Below are 17,278 nucleotides of genomic sequence, written 5' to 3' on the forward strand. Positions count from 1 at the left end.
CAGTTACCCGAGGCCTTCACGCCAAACAGGTTGAAACTAGGCTCGCCGTTTTCCCGGCGAATCTGCCGCTGCCCCCAGCCGGACTCTAGCGCCGCCTGCGCCAGAATCAGGTGATGCGGCACGCCGCTCTGCTCACTGGCCAGACGGGCCGGCAGCGACAGTTGCGCCAGGAAGTCTTTGCTGTCGCCGGAGAGCGGTTCGTCATTGCTCTGCGGTGTTTTCGGCATCGCTTTACGCACCAGTTGCGTCAGCGCCTGGTTCTGGTAACTGGTCACCGTTTCCAGCGGGAACTTCATCGGCACCTGCGGCGTTTCTTCCGTAGGCTGCGCCTGCCCCTGCGTCATCTGTTTGACCATCATTTCCGCCAGCCCCAGACCTTTTCCGGCGGTCATCTGCTGCGCAATCTGCTGGTCATACATGCTGGTATACAAACGCGTCTGATCGCTGCTGAAGACGCCATCTTTTGGCAGGGCTTCACGCATGCTTTTCAGCATCATCTGGACGAACATGCCTTCCACCTGGCGGGCCACCGGGCGGATATTCGCCGCCGGATCCTGACCGGCTTTCGCCTTCAATTCATTTAGCGATTGCGCATCCCAGGCGGCGCTGGCCATCAGTTTGCTGTCGCTAATCATCAGATGATTTCCAGTTTCGCGCGTAAGCAACCGGCGCTCTGCATCGACTGCAGAATTGACATCAGATCCATCGGCGTCGCCCCCAGCGCATTCAGCGCACGGACCACGTTGTTCAGATTGGCGCTGGAACGAACGCTTTGCAGCGAACCGCCGCTCTGACGCAGATCGATTTGCGTTTGCGGCGTCACCACCGTCTGCCCCCCACCAAACGGCGTATCCGGCTGACTGACATTAGCCTGACGGTTAACGGTCACGGAGAGATTCCCCTGCGCAACAGCACAGCTATCCAGCGTCACTTCGCGGTTCATCACCACCGAACCGGTACGTGAGTTGATCACCACTTTTGCATCCTGTGGCGTCACGTTCACTTCCATGTTCTGAATATCCGCCAGGAAGCGCACCTGAGAGCTGTTGCCGCTCGGTACGCGGACCTGAATCGTGCGCGCATCCAGTGCGGTGGCGCTGCCAAAGCCGCGTGACCGGTTGATGGTGTCAGCAATCTGCTGCGCCATGGTGAAGTCTTCATTATTCAGTTGCAGGTTTAGCGTATTACCCGCGCCGAACTGGCTGGGCAACTCGCGCTCGATTGTCGCCCCGTTGGTGATCCGTCCGCCGTTAAGCTGGTTCACCTGCACGCTGCTGCCGCCCGCAGACGCCCCGGCGCCACCAACTAAAATGTTGCCCTGCGCCAGCGCATACACCTGGCTGTCGACCCCTTTCAACGGCGTCATCAACAGCGTCCCGCCGCGCAGACTTTTCGCGTTCCCCAGCGAAGACACCACTACGTCAATGGTTTGTCCCTGACGACCAAAGGCCGGGAAGGAGGCGGTTACCATGACCGCCGCGACGTTTTTCAACTGCATGTTCGTCCCGGTCGGCACGGTAATACCCAACTGCGAGAGCATGTTGTTCAGGGTCTGGGTGGTAAATGGCGTCTGGGTGGTCTGGTCACCGGTCCCGTCCAGCCCCACCACCAGGCCGTAGCCAATGAGCGAGTTTTCGCGCACGCCCTGCACGCTGGTCAGATCGCGGATACGATCGGCATGCGCCAGCGTGGCGACGAGGACCAGAACCAGTCCAACTACAGATTTCAACATGGGAGACCTCGCTTACATCGGCGACAGGTTAAGGAAGAAACGCTGGAGCCAGCCCATATTTTGCGCTTCGTTGATGTAGCCGTTTCCGACATATTCAATACGTGCATCCGCCACCTGAGTTGACGGAACGGAGTTGCTGCCGCTAATGGTGCGCGGATTCACAACCCCGGAGAAGCGGATGAACTCAGTGCCCTGGTTGATAGCGATCTGTTTCTCACCCACGACATGTAAATTGCCGTTGACCAGCACCTGATCGACGGTCACGGTCAGCGTGCCGCTAAAGGTATTGCTGGCGTTGGCCCCGCCCTTACCGTTAAAGGTATTACCGCCGGACGCCTCGACGTCCGCTCGCGCATTGCCGAATAATCCTTGCAGATAGCGCGGTACAGTATCAAAGCCAAAGTTGGTTTTGCCGTCACGGCTGGCGTTGGCAGAAGAGCTTTTACTGGCGCTGACGTTTTCCTGCAGCACAATGGTCAGCGTATCGCCGATGTTGCGCGGACGACGGTCTTCAAACAGTGGCTGATAGCCATAGTTGATTGGCTGCGCGGACTGAAAAATCGAACCATTTGCCACCGGCGTCGGGCCAGGAACAGGCTGTGCCGTGGTCGCGCCCTGGACGAGCGGAGTGGAAGGAATCCAGGCACATCCTGACAGTGAAACCACCAGCAGGGCCATGATCGGGTAAGCGTGCGCAGCGTTTTTTTGCATTGCCTTTATCTTCTGAATCAGGGTGCCGGTGAGACAAATGCCTCACCGGACAACACCTTAGAGTTGCGTCAGTTTTTGCAGCATCTGATCGGTCGTTGAGACCGCTTTGCTGTTGATTTCGTAAGCGCGTTGAACCTGAATCATATTGACCAGCTCTTCCGCGACGTTGACGTTTGAGGTCTCGACATAGCCCTGGTACAACAGGCCCGCCCCGTTCAGACCCGGCGTGCTTTCATTCGGCGCACCGGAAGACTGGGTCTCGGTGTACAGGTTTTCACCAATGCTCTCCAGACCGGTATCGTTCATGAACGTGGTCAGATTAAGCTGCCCCACCTGCACGGAGGCCGCCTGTCCCTGTTGGGTCACGCTCACCACGCCGTCACGCCCGATGGTGATGCTCAGGGCGTTAGCCGGAATGGTAATCGCTGGCTGAACCTGGAAGCCGCCAGCCGTCACCAGTTGACCATTTTGATCAACCTGGAATGATCCATCGCGGGTATACGCAGAAGTACCATCCGGCAGCAGAACCTGGAAGAACCCCTGACCTTTAATGGCGACATCTTTACTGTTGTTGGTTTGCGACAGGTTGCCCTGGCTGTGCAGACGCTCGGTCGCCACCGGACGCACACCGGTACCGATTTGCAGACCGGACGGCAGCGTGGTCTGCTCAGAAGACTGAGCGCCAGGCTGACGAATGGTCTGATAAAGCAGATCTTCAAACACCGCGCGCTGACGCTTAAAACCATTGGTGCTGACGTTTGCCAGGTTGTTAGCAATCACATCCATGTTGGTTTGCTGAGCGTCCAGGCCGGTTTTGGCGATCCATAATGAACTGATCATAAAGTGTCCTGTATTAAGTCATCGACAGCAGTTGGTTAGCGCGACCAGCATTGTCATCCACGCTGCTGATAACCTTCATCTGCATTTCAAAACGGCGGGCGCTGGCAATCATGTCGCTCATCGCTGACACCGCATTGACGTTGCTCCCCTCCAGTACTCCCGACATCACGCGAATGGTCGGATCGGCCTGCAGCACCGGGCCACGGGTTGCCTGTGCGGCGGCGGTCAGACGGAACATTCCGTCGTCGCCACGTTGCACTTCGTTCCCCTCAGCCTTCACCAGTTTCAGACGTCCCACCGGCGCGATGGTGTTCGCCGGATCGCCGGGATTCAGCGCTGAGATGGTGCCGTCCGCCGCGATGGTGATTTCCGACCCTTCCGGCACCGCAATCGGCCCGGCTTCACCAATCACCGGGTGACCCTGAATGGTCAACTGTCCGGTCGGATCCACCTGAATGCTGCCGTTACGGGTATAGCCTTCGCTGCCGTTCGCGGTCTGTACCGCCAGCCAGCCATCCTGCTGTAACGCCACGTCCAGCGGACGCGAGGTGTAATCCATCTGGCCAGGCGTCATATCAGCCCCCGGCGTGGACGCCGTGACCAGCGTACGCGTCGGCAATGACAGCCCTTCGACGGGGACGGCGCGCAGCGCATTGAGCTGTGCGCGGAATCCCGGCGTCGAGGCGTTGGCCAGGTTGCTGGCCGTCACCGCCTGTTGGTTCAGCGTCTGACTGGCCGCCCCCATCGCGGTATAGATTGCGTGATCCATTACGTTATCCCGTCAGGCGCTTAGCGCAGGTTAACCAGCGTGTTGAGGATCTGGTCCTGGGTCTTGATGGTCTGCGCGTTCGACTGATAGTTACGCTGGGCGACGATCATGTTCACCAGTTCTTTACTCAGATCCACGTTCGAAGACTCCAGCGCGCCGTTGGTCAGCTTACCGAAGTTACCCGTTCCCGCCGTTCCCAGCAGTTCCACACCGGACGCCTGCGTGGCGGCCCAGACGTTATCGCCCTGAGAGGACAGACCTTCGTTGTTAGCGAAGTTCGCCAGCACAATCTGCCCCAGCACCTGCTTCTGTTCGTTGGAGTAGTTTCCGACGACGGTGCCATCGTCGTTAATCTGATAGCTGACCAAATCGCCCGGCTTGTAGCCGTTCTGCGTGGTGGCGATAACGGCGTTAGTCCCGGTATTCTGCTGCATGGAGTTTTGCAGGCTGAGGGTGAAGGTCGCAGGAACCGCGCCATTGACTGTACCGGTAGTAATGGAGAATGACGGTGTGGCATTTGCCGCGCCAAGCGTCCAGGTTGGTTCAGTGGCAGGTGGAACAGGCGCAACTTCAGTATATTCTTTTACGTTATCCAGACCGCCGTTCTTGTCGAATGTCATCTGCGCGGACTTCACCAACGGCGAGTTGGCAACGCTGGAATCCTGCGTCCAGATATCCCATGTGTTATCACCCGTTTTAACGTAAAACAGGTTGATGTCATGTTGATTACCCTGGCTGTCGAACACCGTCACGGGTGCACGTTTGTTGTAGCTGTCAGCATCGGTTGGTTTGAAAGGCGTGTTCGCTGGAATCTTGTCCGTCGAGTTCAGGTTGATCTGCATTGCCGCCGTGTCGGTGCTTTTCGCACCCATCAGGGTATTCGGGATGGTGATCGGACCCGGGTTTGCCCCTTGCTGAATGGTCGGCGGCGTACCCGTTGCCGGATAGCCGGTCAGTTGCATGCCCTGCATGTTGACCAGGTTACGGTTTTCATCCAGTTTGAACTGGCCGTTACGGCTGTAGAAAACTGAGCCATTGCTGTCGACCAGACGGAAAAAACCGTTCTGGCTGATAGCGACATCCAGACCGCGACCGGTGTTGGTGGTCGTACCATCAGTAAAGTCCTGAGTAATGCCAGCGACTTTTACGCCCAGACCGACTTTAGAACCGGCAAACATATCCGCAAAAGACGCCGCACCGGATTTAAAACCATAGGTCGCGGAGTTGGCGATGTTGTTACCAATGACATCGAGGTTGGTGGCTGCGGCATTCAGGCCGCTAACCGCTTGTGAAAAAGCCATGATGACTCCTGATTAGTGTAAAGGCTTAGATTATCTGCCGTACTTCGTCGAGGGTGGTGGTTCCGTAAGTGCCCAGATCCAGGGTGTTACCGCCATTGCTGCGAATCACCCCTTGTACCAGCGCAAACTGCAAGGGTTGCGCCACCAGTTGCGTCGAGCCGTTGCTGGCGTGAATCGCCACGTTATACGAGCCGTTCACCGCCGTGGTGCCATCCGTCAGAGTGCCGTCCCAGGTAAAGGTATGGACACCCGCCTTCAGCGCGCCAATCTCAATTGTGCGCACCACTTTGCCGTCTTTGTCGGTAATGGTGGCGGTGACTTTGTCAGCCGGCTGTTGCAGCTCAACGCCAAACGGCGTGGTGGTGGTGGTGGCTCCCTCTTCGGTGCCTTTGCCCGCCAGAACGGTGGTACCCGGGATCATCACGCCATGACCAATCAGCGTGCTGGCCTGTAGTGACTGGTTGTTGTCGATCTGTCCGGAGATCGACCCCAGGGTCGTATTCAGTTTCTCAATACCGCTGACGGTACTGATCTGCGCGAGCTGTGTGGTCAGCTCGTTGTTCTGCATCGGGTTGGTCGGGTCCTGGTTTTTCAGTTGCGCCACCAGCAGCGTCAGAAAGCTGCTTTGCAGATCGGCGGCATTGCTGCCCGACAGGGAACTCCCGTTGCTGCTGCTTTTCACACCGGTGTTTGTCGGATCGTTAACGTTTACCGCAATTGACATGGCTGTCTCCTTTTACTGGCCCAGTGTCAGCGTCTTAAGCATCATGCTTTTAACGGTGTTGAGGACTTCGACGTTCGCCTGATAGCTGCGGGAAGCTGACATGGTATTAACCATCTCACCGACCACATCGACGTTAGGCATCTTCACGTAGCCATTGGCATCGGCCAGCGGGTTACCGGGTTCATAGACCAGTTTGTCCGGCGCCTGGCTCTCAATGACGTCCGACACTTTCACGCCCCCCGTTACTGCACCGGGAGCGGCATCCACCTGGAAGACCACCTGCTTTGCGCGATACGGTTGACCATCCGGTCCCGTGACGCTGTCGGCGTTGGCCAGATTACTGGCGGCCACGTTCAGGCGCTTGGACTGCGCCGTTAATGCCGAACCGGCAATATCAAAAATATTCAGCAGCGCCACGGATTAGTTCCCCCCCTGTAGCACGTTCATCATGCCTTTAATCTGCCCACTCAAGGCAGTCAGGCTCATCTGGTACTTCAGGCTGTTATCCGCAAACTGCGTGCGCTCCCGGTCCATATCGACGGTATTGCCGTCGAGTGAAGGCTGGTCGGGAATGCGGTAGAGCAAATCCGTAGACGGTGCGGTGATGGCCTGGGCGGGAATATGCTGTGCGGAGGTTAATGCCAGCGACACACCGCTGGTTTCTTGCCGTCCGCGCACCATGACTTTTTTTAACTCACTGGCAAAATCCATGTCGCGTGCCTGATACCCCGGCGTATCGGCGTTCGCAATGTTGGCGGCCAACACCTCTTGCCGTTGGGCGCGCAGATTCAGCGCTTCCTGTTGAAAACGTAAGGCGGCGTCGAGCTTATCGAGCATATCTCCTCCGCAGATGACAAAATTCAGCCGACAGCTTAAATCCCATTACGCGCGCGTTATCGCTGGAATAAACGCAAAATGGGTCGCTATTTATTGCGTTGATGGTTGCGTCACACGGGTAGAATCCTGTCATTGCGAAAACGGCGGGAGGTGACGATGCAAACGTTAAAACGTGGATTAGCCATGCTGGCGCTGCTGTTCAGTCCCCTGACGCTGGCCCAGGATTTGAATGCGCAGTTGAACGACTGGTTCGGACAGCGTCTGGCCGGATTCAGCGATGATGTGGTCGTGACCGTGCGAACGCCCCCCAACCTGTTGCCGCATTGCGACACACCGGCGTTCAGCATGACCGGGGCAAAACTGTGGGGAAACGTAAATGTGCTGGCACGTTGCGCCAATGAAAAACGTTATCTGCAGGTCAACGTGCAGGCGACGGGAAACTACGTAGTCGCAGCCGCGCCCGTTGCGCGTGGCAGCACGCTTGGCCCGGCCAGCGTCACACTAAAACGCGGACGCCTTGATCAGCTCCCTCCCCGTACCGTGCTGGATATCAGCCAGGTTCAGGATGCGGTGAGCCTGCGCGATCTCGCGCCGGGACAGGCCATCCAGCTCAATATGTTGCGCCAGGCGTGGCGCATTAAAGCCGGACAGCGCGTGCAGGTCGTTGCCAATGGCGATGGATTTAGCGTCAATGCGGAAGGTAAAGCGCTGAACAATGCGGCGGTCGCGCAGAACGCACGAGTGAGAATGTTATCGGGTCAGATTGTCAGTGGCATAGTCGATCCTGATGGGAATATTCTTATTAACCTATAATGAGTTAAAGATTTTGTTGCGGCTGCCGATAGTGATTACATATTCGATGATAGCTGGCCGCTACAGCATAACCCCTCGATGAGGATGATAAAAATGAGCATTGACCGTACCTCACCTTTGAAACCCGTTAGCACCGTTCAGGCGCGTGAAAATACGGATACACCGGTCCTCAAAGCGCGTCAGGAAAAAACCTCGACGGCAACCAGCACCAGCGTGACGTTAAGCGATGCTCAGGCAAAACTGATGCAGCCCGGCGTGAACGATATCAATATGGAACGTGTTGAAGCACTGAAAACCGCTATTCGTAACGGTGAGCTTAAGATGGACACGGGGAAAATCGCCGACTCGCTGATCCGCGAGACGCAGAGCTATCTCCAGAGTGAGTAACTGACCGTATGACGCGCTTGTCAGAAATACTCGATCAGATGACGGCTGTCCTGAATGACCTGAAAACGGTAATGGATGCCGAACAGCAACAACTTTCCGTTGGCCACATTAACGGTAGCCAGCTGCAGCGTATTACAGAAGAAAAGAGTTCTCTGCTGGCGACCCTGGATTATCTGGAACAGCAGCGACGGCTGGAACAAGACCCACAGCATAGCGCGAATAATGACGTCGCCGAGCGCTGGAAAGCGATTACCGATAAAACGCAGCACTTACGCGATCTGAACCAGCACAACGGCTGGCTGCTGGAAGATCAGATTCAGCGCAATCAACAGGCGCTTGAAGTTTTAAAGCCCTATCAGGAACCGTCGCTGTACGGCGCGAACGGTCAACCCTCTTCTGCCTCTCGCGGCGGGAAAAAATTCTCTATTTGATGATTACCGGATGGCGGCGTTTCGCCTTATCCAGCCTACAGCGTTCTGTAGGCTGAATAAGCAAAGCGCCATCAGGCATCGTGATTACACCGTCCGGCGCGCAAACTCTTTCACTTTAAAGCCCATCACCGCCAGTGCGGCAAAGTAGGCGGCAATGCCGGCCACAACCACCGCCATCAGACGAAGCAGACGCCACGGCATAGTCCCCAGCGACCACTCCGGCATAATATGCAACATGCCAACCAGCACGGCTGACATCACCAGTACGGCGATAACGAGGCGAATCAGAAACCCCATCCAACCCGGTTGCGGAGTGAAAATGTTCTGCTTACGCAGTTGCCAGTACAGCAGTCCCGCGTTCAGACAGGCGGCAAGACCAATCGACAGCGACAGCCCGGCGTGTTTCAACGGTCCAATAAACGCAAGGTTCATCAACTGGGTCATGATAAGCGTCACAATGGCGATCTTAACCGGCGTTTTGATGTTCTGCCGCGAATAAAAGCCCGGTGCCAGCACTTTCACCACAATCAGCCCCATCAGTCCTACGGAATAAGCAATCAACGCACGCTGCGTCATCAGCGCATCGAAGGCCGTGAATTTACCGTACTGGAATAATGACGTAATCAAGGGGCCAGACAGGATCCCAATCGCCACCGCACTCGGCAGCGCCAGCAAAAAGCACAGACGCAATCCCCAGTCCATCAGGCGGCAATATTCGTCATGGTCGCCTTTTGCAAAACTCTTCGACAGTGAAGGCAGCAGAATGGTCCCCAGCGCCACGCCCAGTACCCCCGACGGAAACTCCATCAGGCGGTCCGCATAGTACATCCACGAAACGGAACCAGACGCGAGAAAAGAGGCGAAAATGGTGTTAATGATCAGTGAGATCTGGCTGACGGAGACGCCGAGTATCGCCGGGCCCATTTGCTTCACAACCCGCATCGCCCCCGCATCGCGGAAGTTAATCCGCGGCAGCACCAGCATGCCGATTTTCTTCAGATGCGGAAGCTGATACACCAGTTGCAGCACGCCGCCAACGGTTACCGCCCATGCCAGCGCCAGCACCGGTGGATTAAAATACGGCGCGGCGAACAGCGCGAAACCGATCATGCTGATGTTCAAAAACGTGGGGGCAAACGCCGGAATGGAGAAGCGGTTCCAGGTATTGAGGATCGCTCCAACCAGCGACGCCAGCGAGATCAGTAAGATGTACGGAAAGGTGATTTGCAGCAGTTTGGTGGTTAACGCGAATTTATCGGCGGTGTCGGCAAACCCCGGCGCCGTCACCATAATCACCCACGGGGCGGCCAGCATCCCGGCAACGGTGACCACAGCAAGCGCCAGCGTCAGCAGTCCCGACACGTAAGAGACAAACACGCGAGTGGCGTCTTCGCCCTGCTTGCTTTTATATTCCGCCAGAATAGGGACAAAGGCCTGAGAAAAAGCGCCCTCCGCAAATATGCGGCGTAGCAGGTTAGGTAATTTGAATGCCACAAAAAAGGCATCGGTTGCCATCCCGGCACCAAAAATTCTGGCGACAATCGCATCACGTGCAAAACCCAGCACACGTGAAAACATCGTCATTGAGCTGACGGCGGCCAGCGATTTTAATAGGTTCATTGCTTTTTTATTCCAGACCCTACGGCAAAACGCCTGCAGTGCAGGCGTTGGAAGAGGCGCTTAGTCTACCTGGATTATGGTGAATTACTACCGCCAGATGTTACAGGTGATTATTCGCTCATCGCCTCGCGCCAGAGCTTTTCCACCACGCGCTGGGCAAGGATCGCCTGCTCGCCCGCGGTTTCCGGAACCGTCTGATTTTGTACACATTCCACAAAATGGCGTGCGCACCCCACGAATCCACGCTGTTCAAGCGTGGTTTGCCAGCCAGGAACCGGTTTGTGCAAGACACCCTGCCCGCGCTCTTCACGCCACTCGCGCATATCCGTCACGTCAATCAGCCCGCCATCGGTCACCGCCTGTACGCTCTCTCGCTGACTTCCCGCCCGGCGATGCATACTGGTGGTGATTTGCAACTGACTGGTCGCGAAATGGTGCTCTGCATACAGCATCTCGCCCGCGTCGTTGGTTTGTAGCGTCCCGCTGCTGAGCTGGGCGTTGCCGCCCGCCAGCCACAGTGCGGTGTCAACGACATGCAAATAATCATCCAGCAGCGTGAACCGCAGATCGTGAGGCCCCACGCTGTCGCTACGGTGTTTATCCATCCGCAGAGACGCCGCCGTCCCCAGTTCCGTCTTCAGCTCTCGATACCGTGGCGCAAAGCGACGATTGAAACCGACCATCAGCATCAGTTTTTTCTTCGCCGCTAACGCCACCAGCCGCTCAGCATCACGTAAATTTTCCGCCAGCGGCTTATCAACGCAGACATGAACGCCGGCATTGAGTAATTCACTGACGACGGCGTAATGGGTTGCCGTGCTGGAGTGGACAAACACCGCGTCGCAGCCCGCGGCAAGATCGGTCAGCGAACCGGCATACGGAATGCGCCAGGCTGCGCAGATTTTCTCCGCTTTGTCACGCGACGGCGACCAGGCGGCCTGTAGCGTCCAGTCGCTGGCGGCGCCAAGCACGGGTAACCAGGCCTTCTGGGCGATGCCCCCAAGCCCCACCACCCCGATACGTAATGTTGTCACGTTATTCTCCCAGATGTTCCAGTAGCGACTCGAGGCGCTGTTTCAGCGCGGCGACTTCGCTTTCCAGCACCTCGACGCGGGCCTGTAGATCTCCCGTCGCCGCCTGTGGCTCATCGGCCAGGGCAACCGGCTCCTGCACGGCGCCACAGAACAGATGCATATAACGGCTTTCACGCTTACCCGGTTCGCGCGCCAGACGGACGACATAAGGGCCGTCTTCCCGCGTTGCCAGGCGTTCCAGCGTTGCCTCGACTTCCGCCATATCGCTGAACTCATACATCCGCGAGGCACGACTGCGCAATTCGCCCGGCGTCTGCGCACCGCGTAGTAGCAGTGTCGTCACCAGCGCCACCTCCGCGGAGCTCAATTTCAGGTTGCCAAACTCCGAGTTACAGAAACGCTGCTCATACTTGGTGACGCGGCTACCAAAGCCGCTGACCGTGCGCAGAAAATGGCGCTTCACCAGATTGTCGAGGTGCTCCTGCACCTCGTGCTCCGCCATATTCATCACCGGTTCACGGTTGGTTTTCTGATTGCAGGCGGTGACCACGCCATTTACGGAGAGTGGATATTGCTCAGGCGTCGTGACCTGTTTTTCGAGCAGACAGCCAATCACACGGGCTTCAGCGGCAGTTAATTCATATTTCATAGGGTGTCCTCACCGACCTGCGGTCCATTCTGATGTCGTTAACGCCGTCAGCACGTGGTCGCGCCATTGCCCGTCAATCAACAGATAATCTTTTGCGTAGCCTTCTTTTTCAAAGCCAAGTCGCGCCAGTAAATCACCGCTGCGTTTATTGTGCGGCATGTAATTCGCCATAATGCGATGAATATGTTGCGTGCGTTGCATATAACGAATCGCGGCGGTCAGCGCTTCAAACATCAGCCCCTGCCCCTGCCATTTCTGCGCAATGGAATACCCCAGATAGCAGGCATGGAAAGACCCCCGCACCACGTTAGAAAAATTCGCTACCCCAATGACCTCTTTTTCATCCGGGTCCAGCAGCGCAAAGTAATAGGCGGAACCTTGCTTATGAAATTCGGCAATCATGCTCAGCCGCGCCTGCCAGCCGGAGGGATAGCAGTGGCTTTCATCACGAATCGGTTCCCAGGGTTTTAAGAAATGACGATTTTCCGCGTAATAATCTGCCAGACGCCAGGCATCACGCTCATGCACTAAACGCACGACCAGGCGGTCGGTGGTTAAGCGCACTTTTGGCACGTTACTGCGATAGCCAAACATATTTATTCCTACTCCTTCCCGAATCGCCGTTACACCCTGATTGACTTACTATACCTGTGCAAAACCACCCTGTGAAAAGTGCAATTTGCCATTTTTTGAATTATTCCGCCATTTTGATGAAAACTCTCTATCAAGATAGACTTTTGATAAAAAAATATTGTCCCGGCGAGGGTGGGCAAAAAGGCAGCAAAGCCGCAGAATAGGAGATACTTCGCTTTATCTACTCTCAATCATTCGAATGCCGCAAATTCCGCGCAACTCGAAGAGTGACGAGTGTTTCCCGGGAGGGGAAATGTCGCGTGTCTCGCAGGCCAGGAACCTGGGTAAAACTTTCCTGCTCATCGATAATATGCTGGTCGTGTTGGGCTTTTTCGTCGTGTTCCCGCTGATCTCAATTCGCTTCGTCGACCAAATGGGCTGGGCCGCCGTGATGGTCGGCATTGCGCTGGGTCTGCGTCAGTTTATTCAACAGGGACTGGGCATTTTTGGCGGCGCGATTGCCGACCGTTTTGGCGCGAAACCGATGATCGTCACCGGCATGCTGATGCGCGCTGCCGGGTTTGCCACCATGGGGATCGCCCATGAACCCTGGCTTTTGTGGTTCTCCTGTTTCCTGTCCGGTCTCGGCGGCACGCTTTTCGATCCGCCGCGCTCGGCATTGGTGGTGAAGCTGATTCGCCCGCATCAGCGGGGTCGCTTCTTCTCAATATTGATGATGCAGGACAGCGCAGGGGCGGTTATCGGCGCGCTGTTAGGCAGTTGGTTGTTGCAGTATGACTTCCGTTTGGTTTGCGCGACCGGGGCAATATTGTTCGTGCTCTGCGCCGCCTTTAACGCCTGGCTGCTGCCCGCGTGGAAACTCTCTACTGTGCGTATTCCGGTACGGGAAGGAATGAGTCGGGTGCTCAGTGATAAACGCTTCGTCACCTATGTGCTGACGCTGGCGGGCTATTACATGCTGGCGGTGCAGGTCATGCTGATGCTACCCATTATGGTCAATGACATCGCCGGTTCACCTTCCGCGGTGAAATGGATGTATGCCATTGAAGCCTGCCTTTCGCTGACGCTGCTCTACCCCATTGCGCGCTGGAGTGAGAAACGGTTTCGTCTTGAGCATCGCCTGATGGCGGGCCTGCTGCTGATGTCACTGAGCATGTTACCCGTGGGGCTGGTGAGTGACTTGCAGCAGTTGTTCACGCTGATTTGCACTTTCTATATCGGTTCGATTATTGCTGAACCCGCCCGTGAAACGCTCAGCGCCTCGCTGTCGGATGCCCGTGCGCGTGGTAGCTATATGGGCTTTAGCCGTCTGGGGTTAGCCATAGGTGGTGCCATCGGGTATATCGGCGGCGGCTGGCTGTTTGATATGGGGAAACTGCTCCAGCAACCCGAGTTACCCTGGATGATGCTGGGGATCATTGGCTTCATCACTTTCCTGGCGCTGGGCTGGCAGTTTAGCCATAAACGCACGCCGCGCGGCATGCTGGAACCCGGCGCCTGATTTGATACCTGTGCGTGTCTCCTCCATACTGAAAGGGAACTGACAGTCAAATGGAGGAGAAACGTGAAGCTTTATATTTACGATCACTGCCCTTTCTGCATCAAAGCCCGCATGATTTTTGGCCTCAAAAACATCCCCGTCGAACTGATTGTCCTGGCCAACGACGATGACGAAACCCCAACCCGAATGATTGGCCAGAAAATGGTGCCCATTCTGCAAAAAGACGACAGCCGCTATCTACCGGAAAGCATGGACATCGTCCATTACGTCGATCAACTGGATGGCAAACCGCTGCTCACCGGCAAGAAAAATCCTGCTATTGACGAGTGGCTGCGCAAAGTGAACAGCTACGCCAATCACCTGCTGCTGCCGCGTTTTGCAAAATCTGCGTTTGATGAGTTTTCCACCCCTTCGGCACGCAAATACTTTACTGAGAAAAAAGAGGCGATGATTGGCAGTTTTGCCGACCATCTTGCCCATTCCGCTGGCCTGACCAAAAAAATCAGTGAGGATTTGCGCACACTGGATAAGCGCATTGTGCAACCCAATGGTGTAAACGGTGAGCTTTCCGAAGACGACATCCAGTTATTTCCCCTGTTGCGTAATCTGACACTGGTGGCCGGTATCAACTGGCCGACACGGGTTGCTGACTATCGCGACAATATGGCGAAACAGACGCAGATCAATCTGTTATCATCAATGGCGATTTAACGTTTACCGGCGGTGGCTGAATCATACAGGCTGCCGCTTTTTTCAGTTTTTTCTACTGGCGAAGTTCGCGCTGGTGACACATGCTGCGTTATGTCAGGATTAAGACGATCGCATCGTGTAGAGGAACCCCATGAAGAAGATTTTTTTTGCTGCCGCGTTGATAGTTGGCGGCCTGTTGACCGGCTGTAATCAGCTCACACAGTACACCGTAAGCGAACAAGAAATTAATCAGGCGCTCGAAAAACGCAACAACTTTGCCAAAGATATCGGGCTTCCGGGCGTTGCCGATGCGCATATCGTCCTCAACAACCTCTCCAGTCAGATCGGTCGTGAAGAGCCGAACAAAGTGACGCTAACTGGCGATGCAAAGCTGGATATGAATTCGCTGTTTGGCAGTCAGAAAGCAACCATTAAGCTAAAACTGAAAGCGCTGCCAGTCTTTAATAAAGAAAAAGGGGCCATCTTCCTGCAGGAAATGGAAGTGGTGGATGCCACTGTGACGCCGGAAAAAATGCAGTCGGTGCTGCAAACCCTGATGCCTTATCTCAATCAGTCACTGCGTAATTACTTTAACCAGCAGCCAGCGTATGTCCTGCGCGAAGACAGCAGCAAAGGCGAGGCGCTGGCGAAAAAGTACGCCAAAGGCATTGAGGTGAAGCCGGGCGAAATCATCATCCCGTTCACCGATTAAACGACAAAGGCGCTGCGGCGCCTTTTTTTACGTGCAAACGAAAACGTTTCCCCTTATCCTTTGTTTCCGGCAAAAATGACATCCCCCAGCCGGAGCATATTGATGACAGCACCCTCCCAGGTTTTAAAGATCCGCCGCCCAGATGACTGGCACCTTCACCTTCGCGACGGCGAAATGTTAAAAACGGTCGTGCCGTATACCAGCGATGTTTATGCACGTGCGATTGTGATGCCAAACCTGGCGCCGCCGATCACCACGGTAGATGCGGCAATTGCCTACCGCCAGCGCATCCTTGATGCGGTCCCTGCCGGACATTCCTTCACGCCGCTGATGACCTGCTATTTAACGGACACGTTGGATCCCGCTGAACTGGAACGCGGCTTTCGCGAAGGCGTGTTCACCGCAGCCAAACTCTATCCGGCAAACGCCACCACCAACTCCAGTCACGGGGTCACCTCCATCGATGCGATCATGCCAGTACTTGAACGCATGGAAAAACTCGGGATGCCGCTGCTGGTGCATGGCGAAGTCACCCACGCCGATATCGATATTTTTGACCGTGAAGCGCGCTTTATTGAGACGGTGATGGAGCCTCTGCGCCAGCGCCTGCCTGGGCTGAAAGTGGTCTTTGAGCACATCACTACCAAAGATGCGGCGGAGTATGTCCGTGACGGTAACGAATTATTGGCTGCGACGATTACACCGCAGCACCTGATGTTTAACCGTAACCACATGCTGGTTGGCGGTATTCGCCCACACCTCTACTGCCTGCCAATTCTGAAACGCAATGTCCACCAGCACGCTCTGCGTGAGCTGGTTGCCAGTGGCTTTGAGCGTGCCTTCCTCGGCACCGATTCAGCCCCACATGCCCGTCATCGTAAGGAATCGAGCTGTGGCTGCGCGGGATGTTTTAACGCGCCAACGGCACTGGCGAGTTACGCGAGCGTGTTTGAAGAGATGAATGCCCTGGCGCACTTTGAAGCGTTTTGTTCACTGAACGGTCCGCGATTCTACGGCCTGCCGGTCAATGACACTTTCGTTGAACTGGTGCGTGAAGAGCAGCAGGTACCGGAGAGCATCGCGCTGACCGACGATACGCTGGTGCCGTTCCTCGGGGGCGAAACGGTACGCTGGACGATTAAAAAGTAAAAAAAATCGATGCCACCTGTTGTAACCTGGTCAGGATAACTGTATAAATAACCAGTATATTTAACAGGGGGCCATTATGCGTATTGAAGTCACCATTGCTAAAACTTCACCTTTACCTGCCGGTGCTATTGACGCCCTGGCAGGTGAACTCTCCCGCCGTATTACTCACCACTTTCCCGATAACGACGGTAACGTGACCGTTCGTTATGCCGCAGCGAATAATTTGTCCGTGATTGGCGCGACGAAAGAAGATAAAGAACGGATCAGCGAAATTCTCCAGGAAACCTGGGAAAGCGCTGACGACTGGTTCATTAAAGAATAAAAATGCTATGCCGTAGTCTCTTTGCCGGGTCGCCCCGGCTTTTTTCTCTCATCTTTAAGGCAATCTTTTTTGCGGCATCATTTAGTATTCTCCGTTGCCTTCGGAATTGATTATATTTTCACCAGTCACTCAAAATTATTGCACAACATACTTAAAAAGAATGAACAAGATGGTGATTAATTACTCACAAATTCTTAATTTGCAGAAATTTATGCTCCCCCCTCTTTAAAATCTCAGTGAATACCCTTATTTATTGATATACTGAAGTTGCTTCAGATAAAAACGCATTGAACCTCGAAAACCGTTGTCTTGTAACACGAATTAGGGGGCATGATGGAAAAGAATAATGAAGTCATTCAGACTCATCCGCTTGTGGGATGGGACATCAGCACCGTAGATAGCTATGACGCGCTGATGCTGCGTTTGCACTACCAGACTCCAAATCGTCCCGAAACCGATGGT

General features: G+C 55.3%; 21 protein-coding genes and 1 pseudogene. 9 read left to right on the plus strand and 13 right to left on the minus strand.

Annotated features, from left to right (window positions below; genetic code table 11):
• The 9 genes from flgJ to flgB form a co-directional block, all read right to left on the minus strand.
• On the minus strand, positions 1–635 hold a 635-nt coding region (flgJ, locus tag AB7E14_RS07670; RefSeq protein WP_428169441.1), incomplete at its 3' end, for a flagellar assembly peptidoglycan hydrolase FlgJ.
• Positions 635–1,732, minus strand: coding sequence for a flagellar basal body P-ring protein FlgI (locus AB7E14_RS07675; protein WP_043000997.1), 1,098 nt, complete (start codon positions 1,730–1,732; stop codon positions 635–637). The genes AB7E14_RS07675 and flgJ, both read right to left, overlap by 1 nt.
• Positions 1,733–1,744: 12 nt before the next feature.
• Positions 1,745–2,443, minus strand: coding sequence for a flagellar basal body L-ring protein FlgH (flgH, locus tag AB7E14_RS07680; RefSeq protein ID WP_042319652.1), 699 nt, complete (start codon positions 2,441–2,443; stop codon positions 1,745–1,747).
• 57 nt (positions 2,444–2,500) lie between these two features.
• Complete coding sequence (gene flgG / locus AB7E14_RS07685) at positions 2,501–3,283, minus strand: flagellar basal-body rod protein FlgG (RefSeq protein ID WP_316962210.1); 783 nt, start codon at positions 3,281–3,283, stop codon at positions 2,501–2,503.
• A 13-nt stretch (positions 3,284–3,296) separates the two neighbouring features.
• A complete protein-coding gene (gene flgF, locus AB7E14_RS07690) occupies positions 3,297–4,052 on the minus strand; it encodes a flagellar basal-body rod protein FlgF (RefSeq protein ID WP_044258017.1) in 756 nt (251 codons plus the stop codon).
• A 20-nt stretch (positions 4,053–4,072) separates the two neighbouring features.
• On the minus strand, positions 4,073–5,353 hold the full coding sequence (gene flgE, locus AB7E14_RS07695) for a flagellar hook protein FlgE (protein WP_044258019.1): 1,281 nt from the start codon (positions 5,351–5,353) through the stop codon (positions 4,073–4,075).
• A 25-nt stretch (positions 5,354–5,378) separates the two neighbouring features.
• Entirely contained in the window at positions 5,379–6,077 is a 699-nt protein-coding gene (flgD, locus tag AB7E14_RS07700) for a flagellar hook assembly protein FlgD (protein WP_043001000.1), read from the minus strand.
• A gap of 12 nt (positions 6,078–6,089) precedes the next feature.
• Positions 6,090–6,494, minus strand: coding sequence for a flagellar basal body rod protein FlgC (gene flgC / locus AB7E14_RS07705; protein ID WP_043001001.1), 405 nt, complete (start codon positions 6,492–6,494; stop codon positions 6,090–6,092).
• Between the two features lie 3 nt (positions 6,495–6,497).
• Entirely contained in the window at positions 6,498–6,914 is a 417-nt protein-coding gene (gene flgB, locus AB7E14_RS07710; RefSeq protein ID WP_042319669.1) for a flagellar basal body rod protein FlgB, read from the minus strand.
• Positions 6,915–7,070: 156 nt separating this feature from the next.
• On the opposite strand from flgB, the gene flgA reads away from it, so the two are divergent.
• The 3 genes from flgA (at position 7,071) to flgN (ending at position 8,545) form a co-directional block, all read left to right on the plus strand.
• Positions 7,071–7,727 carry a flagellar basal body P-ring formation chaperone FlgA gene (gene flgA, locus AB7E14_RS07715; protein WP_316962209.1) on the plus strand — a complete coding sequence of 219 codons (657 nt, stop codon included), beginning with the start codon at positions 7,071–7,073 and terminating at the stop codon, positions 7,725–7,727.
• Between the two features lie 93 nt (positions 7,728–7,820).
• Entirely contained in the window at positions 7,821–8,114 is a 294-nt protein-coding gene (gene flgM, locus AB7E14_RS07720; protein WP_043001003.1) for a flagellar biosynthesis anti-sigma factor FlgM, read from the plus strand.
• Between the two features lie 8 nt (positions 8,115–8,122).
• On the plus strand, positions 8,123–8,545 hold the full coding sequence (gene flgN / locus AB7E14_RS07725) for a flagella biosynthesis chaperone FlgN (RefSeq protein ID WP_044266030.1): 423 nt from the start codon (positions 8,123–8,125) through the stop codon (positions 8,543–8,545).
• 84 nt (positions 8,546–8,629) lie between these two features.
• Here the strand turns inward: flgN and murJ are convergent, their stop codons facing one another.
• The 4 genes from murJ to rimJ form a co-directional block, all read right to left on the minus strand.
• Positions 8,630–10,165 carry a murein biosynthesis integral membrane protein MurJ gene (murJ, locus tag AB7E14_RS07730; protein WP_044258023.1) on the minus strand — a complete coding sequence of 512 codons (1,536 nt, stop codon included), beginning with the start codon at positions 10,163–10,165 and terminating at the stop codon, positions 8,630–8,632.
• 110 nt (positions 10,166–10,275) lie between these two features.
• On the minus strand, positions 10,276–11,199 hold the full coding sequence (locus tag AB7E14_RS07735; protein WP_044327464.1) for a Gfo/Idh/MocA family protein: 924 nt from the start codon (positions 11,197–11,199) through the stop codon (positions 10,276–10,278).
• 1 nt (position 11,200) lies between these two features.
• Complete coding sequence (locus AB7E14_RS07740) at positions 11,201–11,848, minus strand: YceH family protein (protein WP_044327463.1); 648 nt, start codon at positions 11,846–11,848, stop codon at positions 11,201–11,203.
• A gap of 9 nt (positions 11,849–11,857) precedes the next feature.
• Complete coding sequence (rimJ, locus tag AB7E14_RS07745) at positions 11,858–12,442, minus strand: ribosomal protein S5-alanine N-acetyltransferase (RefSeq protein WP_043001008.1); 585 nt, start codon at positions 12,440–12,442, stop codon at positions 11,858–11,860.
• A 292-nt stretch (positions 12,443–12,734) separates the two neighbouring features.
• On the opposite strand from rimJ, the gene mdtH reads away from it, so the two are divergent.
• The 6 genes and pseudogenes from mdtH to bssS form a co-directional block, all read left to right on the plus strand.
• Complete coding sequence (gene mdtH, locus AB7E14_RS07750; protein ID WP_044258032.1) at positions 12,735–13,943, plus strand: multidrug efflux MFS transporter MdtH; 1,209 nt, start codon at positions 12,735–12,737, stop codon at positions 13,941–13,943.
• A 63-nt stretch (positions 13,944–14,006) separates the two neighbouring features.
• Positions 14,007–14,654 carry a glutaredoxin 2 gene (gene grxB, locus AB7E14_RS07755; protein WP_043001010.1) on the plus strand — a complete coding sequence of 216 codons (648 nt, stop codon included), beginning with the start codon at positions 14,007–14,009 and terminating at the stop codon, positions 14,652–14,654.
• Positions 14,655–14,784: 130 nt separating this feature from the next.
• Positions 14,785–15,345, plus strand: coding sequence for a lipoprotein (locus tag AB7E14_RS07760; RefSeq protein ID WP_043001011.1), 561 nt, complete (start codon positions 14,785–14,787; stop codon positions 15,343–15,345).
• A gap of 102 nt (positions 15,346–15,447) precedes the next feature.
• Complete coding sequence (gene pyrC / locus AB7E14_RS07765) at positions 15,448–16,494, plus strand: dihydroorotase (protein WP_043001012.1); 1,047 nt, start codon at positions 15,448–15,450, stop codon at positions 16,492–16,494.
• 76 nt (positions 16,495–16,570) lie between these two features.
• The gene (gene dinI / locus AB7E14_RS07770) at positions 16,571–16,816 is read left to right on the plus strand and encodes a DNA damage-inducible protein I (RefSeq protein WP_042319691.1); all 246 of its coding nucleotides are present in this window, start codon (positions 16,571–16,573) and stop codon (positions 16,814–16,816) included.
• A gap of 333 nt (positions 16,817–17,149) precedes the next feature.
• Positions 17,150–17,278: pseudogene (gene bssS / locus AB7E14_RS07775) on the plus strand (biofilm formation regulator BssS); the annotation flags it as partial.

Origin of the sequence: Citrobacter sp. (assembly GCF_050252275.1) — a bacterium.
GTDB lineage: Bacteria > Pseudomonadota > Gammaproteobacteria > Enterobacterales > Enterobacteriaceae > Citrobacter_A > Citrobacter_A amalonaticus.

Coding starts and splice junctions, on each gene's coding strand:
- AB7E14_RS07675 (WP_043000997.1), bottom strand. CDS start 1,732: ATGTTGAAATCTGTAGTTGGACTGGTTCTGGTCCTCGTCGCCACGCTG.
- flgH (WP_042319652.1), bottom strand. CDS start 2,443: ATGCAAAAAAACGCTGCGCACGCTTACCCGATCATGGCCCTGCTGGTG.
- flgG (WP_316962210.1), bottom strand. CDS start 3,283: ATGATCAGTTCATTATGGATCGCCAAAACCGGCCTGGACGCTCAGCAA.
- flgF (WP_044258017.1), bottom strand. CDS start 4,052: ATGGATCACGCAATCTATACCGCGATGGGGGCGGCCAGTCAGACGCTG.
- flgE (WP_044258019.1), bottom strand. CDS start 5,353: ATGGCTTTTTCACAAGCGGTTAGCGGCCTGAATGCCGCAGCCACCAAC.
- flgD (WP_043001000.1), bottom strand. CDS start 6,077: ATGTCAATTGCGGTAAACGTTAACGATCCGACAAACACCGGTGTGAAA.
- flgB (WP_042319669.1), bottom strand. CDS start 6,914: ATGCTCGATAAGCTCGACGCCGCCTTACGTTTTCAACAGGAAGCGCTG.
- flgA (WP_316962209.1), top strand. CDS start 7,071: ATGCAAACGTTAAAACGTGGATTAGCCATGCTGGCGCTGCTGTTCAGT.
- flgM (WP_043001003.1), top strand. CDS start 7,821: ATGAGCATTGACCGTACCTCACCTTTGAAACCCGTTAGCACCGTTCAG.
- flgN (WP_044266030.1), top strand. CDS start 8,123: ATGACGCGCTTGTCAGAAATACTCGATCAGATGACGGCTGTCCTGAAT.
- murJ (WP_044258023.1), bottom strand. CDS start 10,165: ATGAACCTATTAAAATCGCTGGCCGCCGTCAGCTCAATGACGATGTTT.
- AB7E14_RS07740 (WP_044327463.1), bottom strand. CDS start 11,848: ATGAAATATGAATTAACTGCCGCTGAAGCCCGTGTGATTGGCTGTCTG.
- rimJ (WP_043001008.1), bottom strand. CDS start 12,442: ATGTTTGGCTATCGCAGTAACGTGCCAAAAGTGCGCTTAACCACCGAC.
- mdtH (WP_044258032.1), top strand. CDS start 12,735: ATGTCGCGTGTCTCGCAGGCCAGGAACCTGGGTAAAACTTTCCTGCTC.
- AB7E14_RS07760 (WP_043001011.1), top strand. CDS start 14,785: ATGAAGAAGATTTTTTTTGCTGCCGCGTTGATAGTTGGCGGCCTGTTG.
- pyrC (WP_043001012.1), top strand. CDS start 15,448: ATGACAGCACCCTCCCAGGTTTTAAAGATCCGCCGCCCAGATGACTGG.
- dinI (WP_042319691.1), top strand. CDS start 16,571: ATGCGTATTGAAGTCACCATTGCTAAAACTTCACCTTTACCTGCCGGT.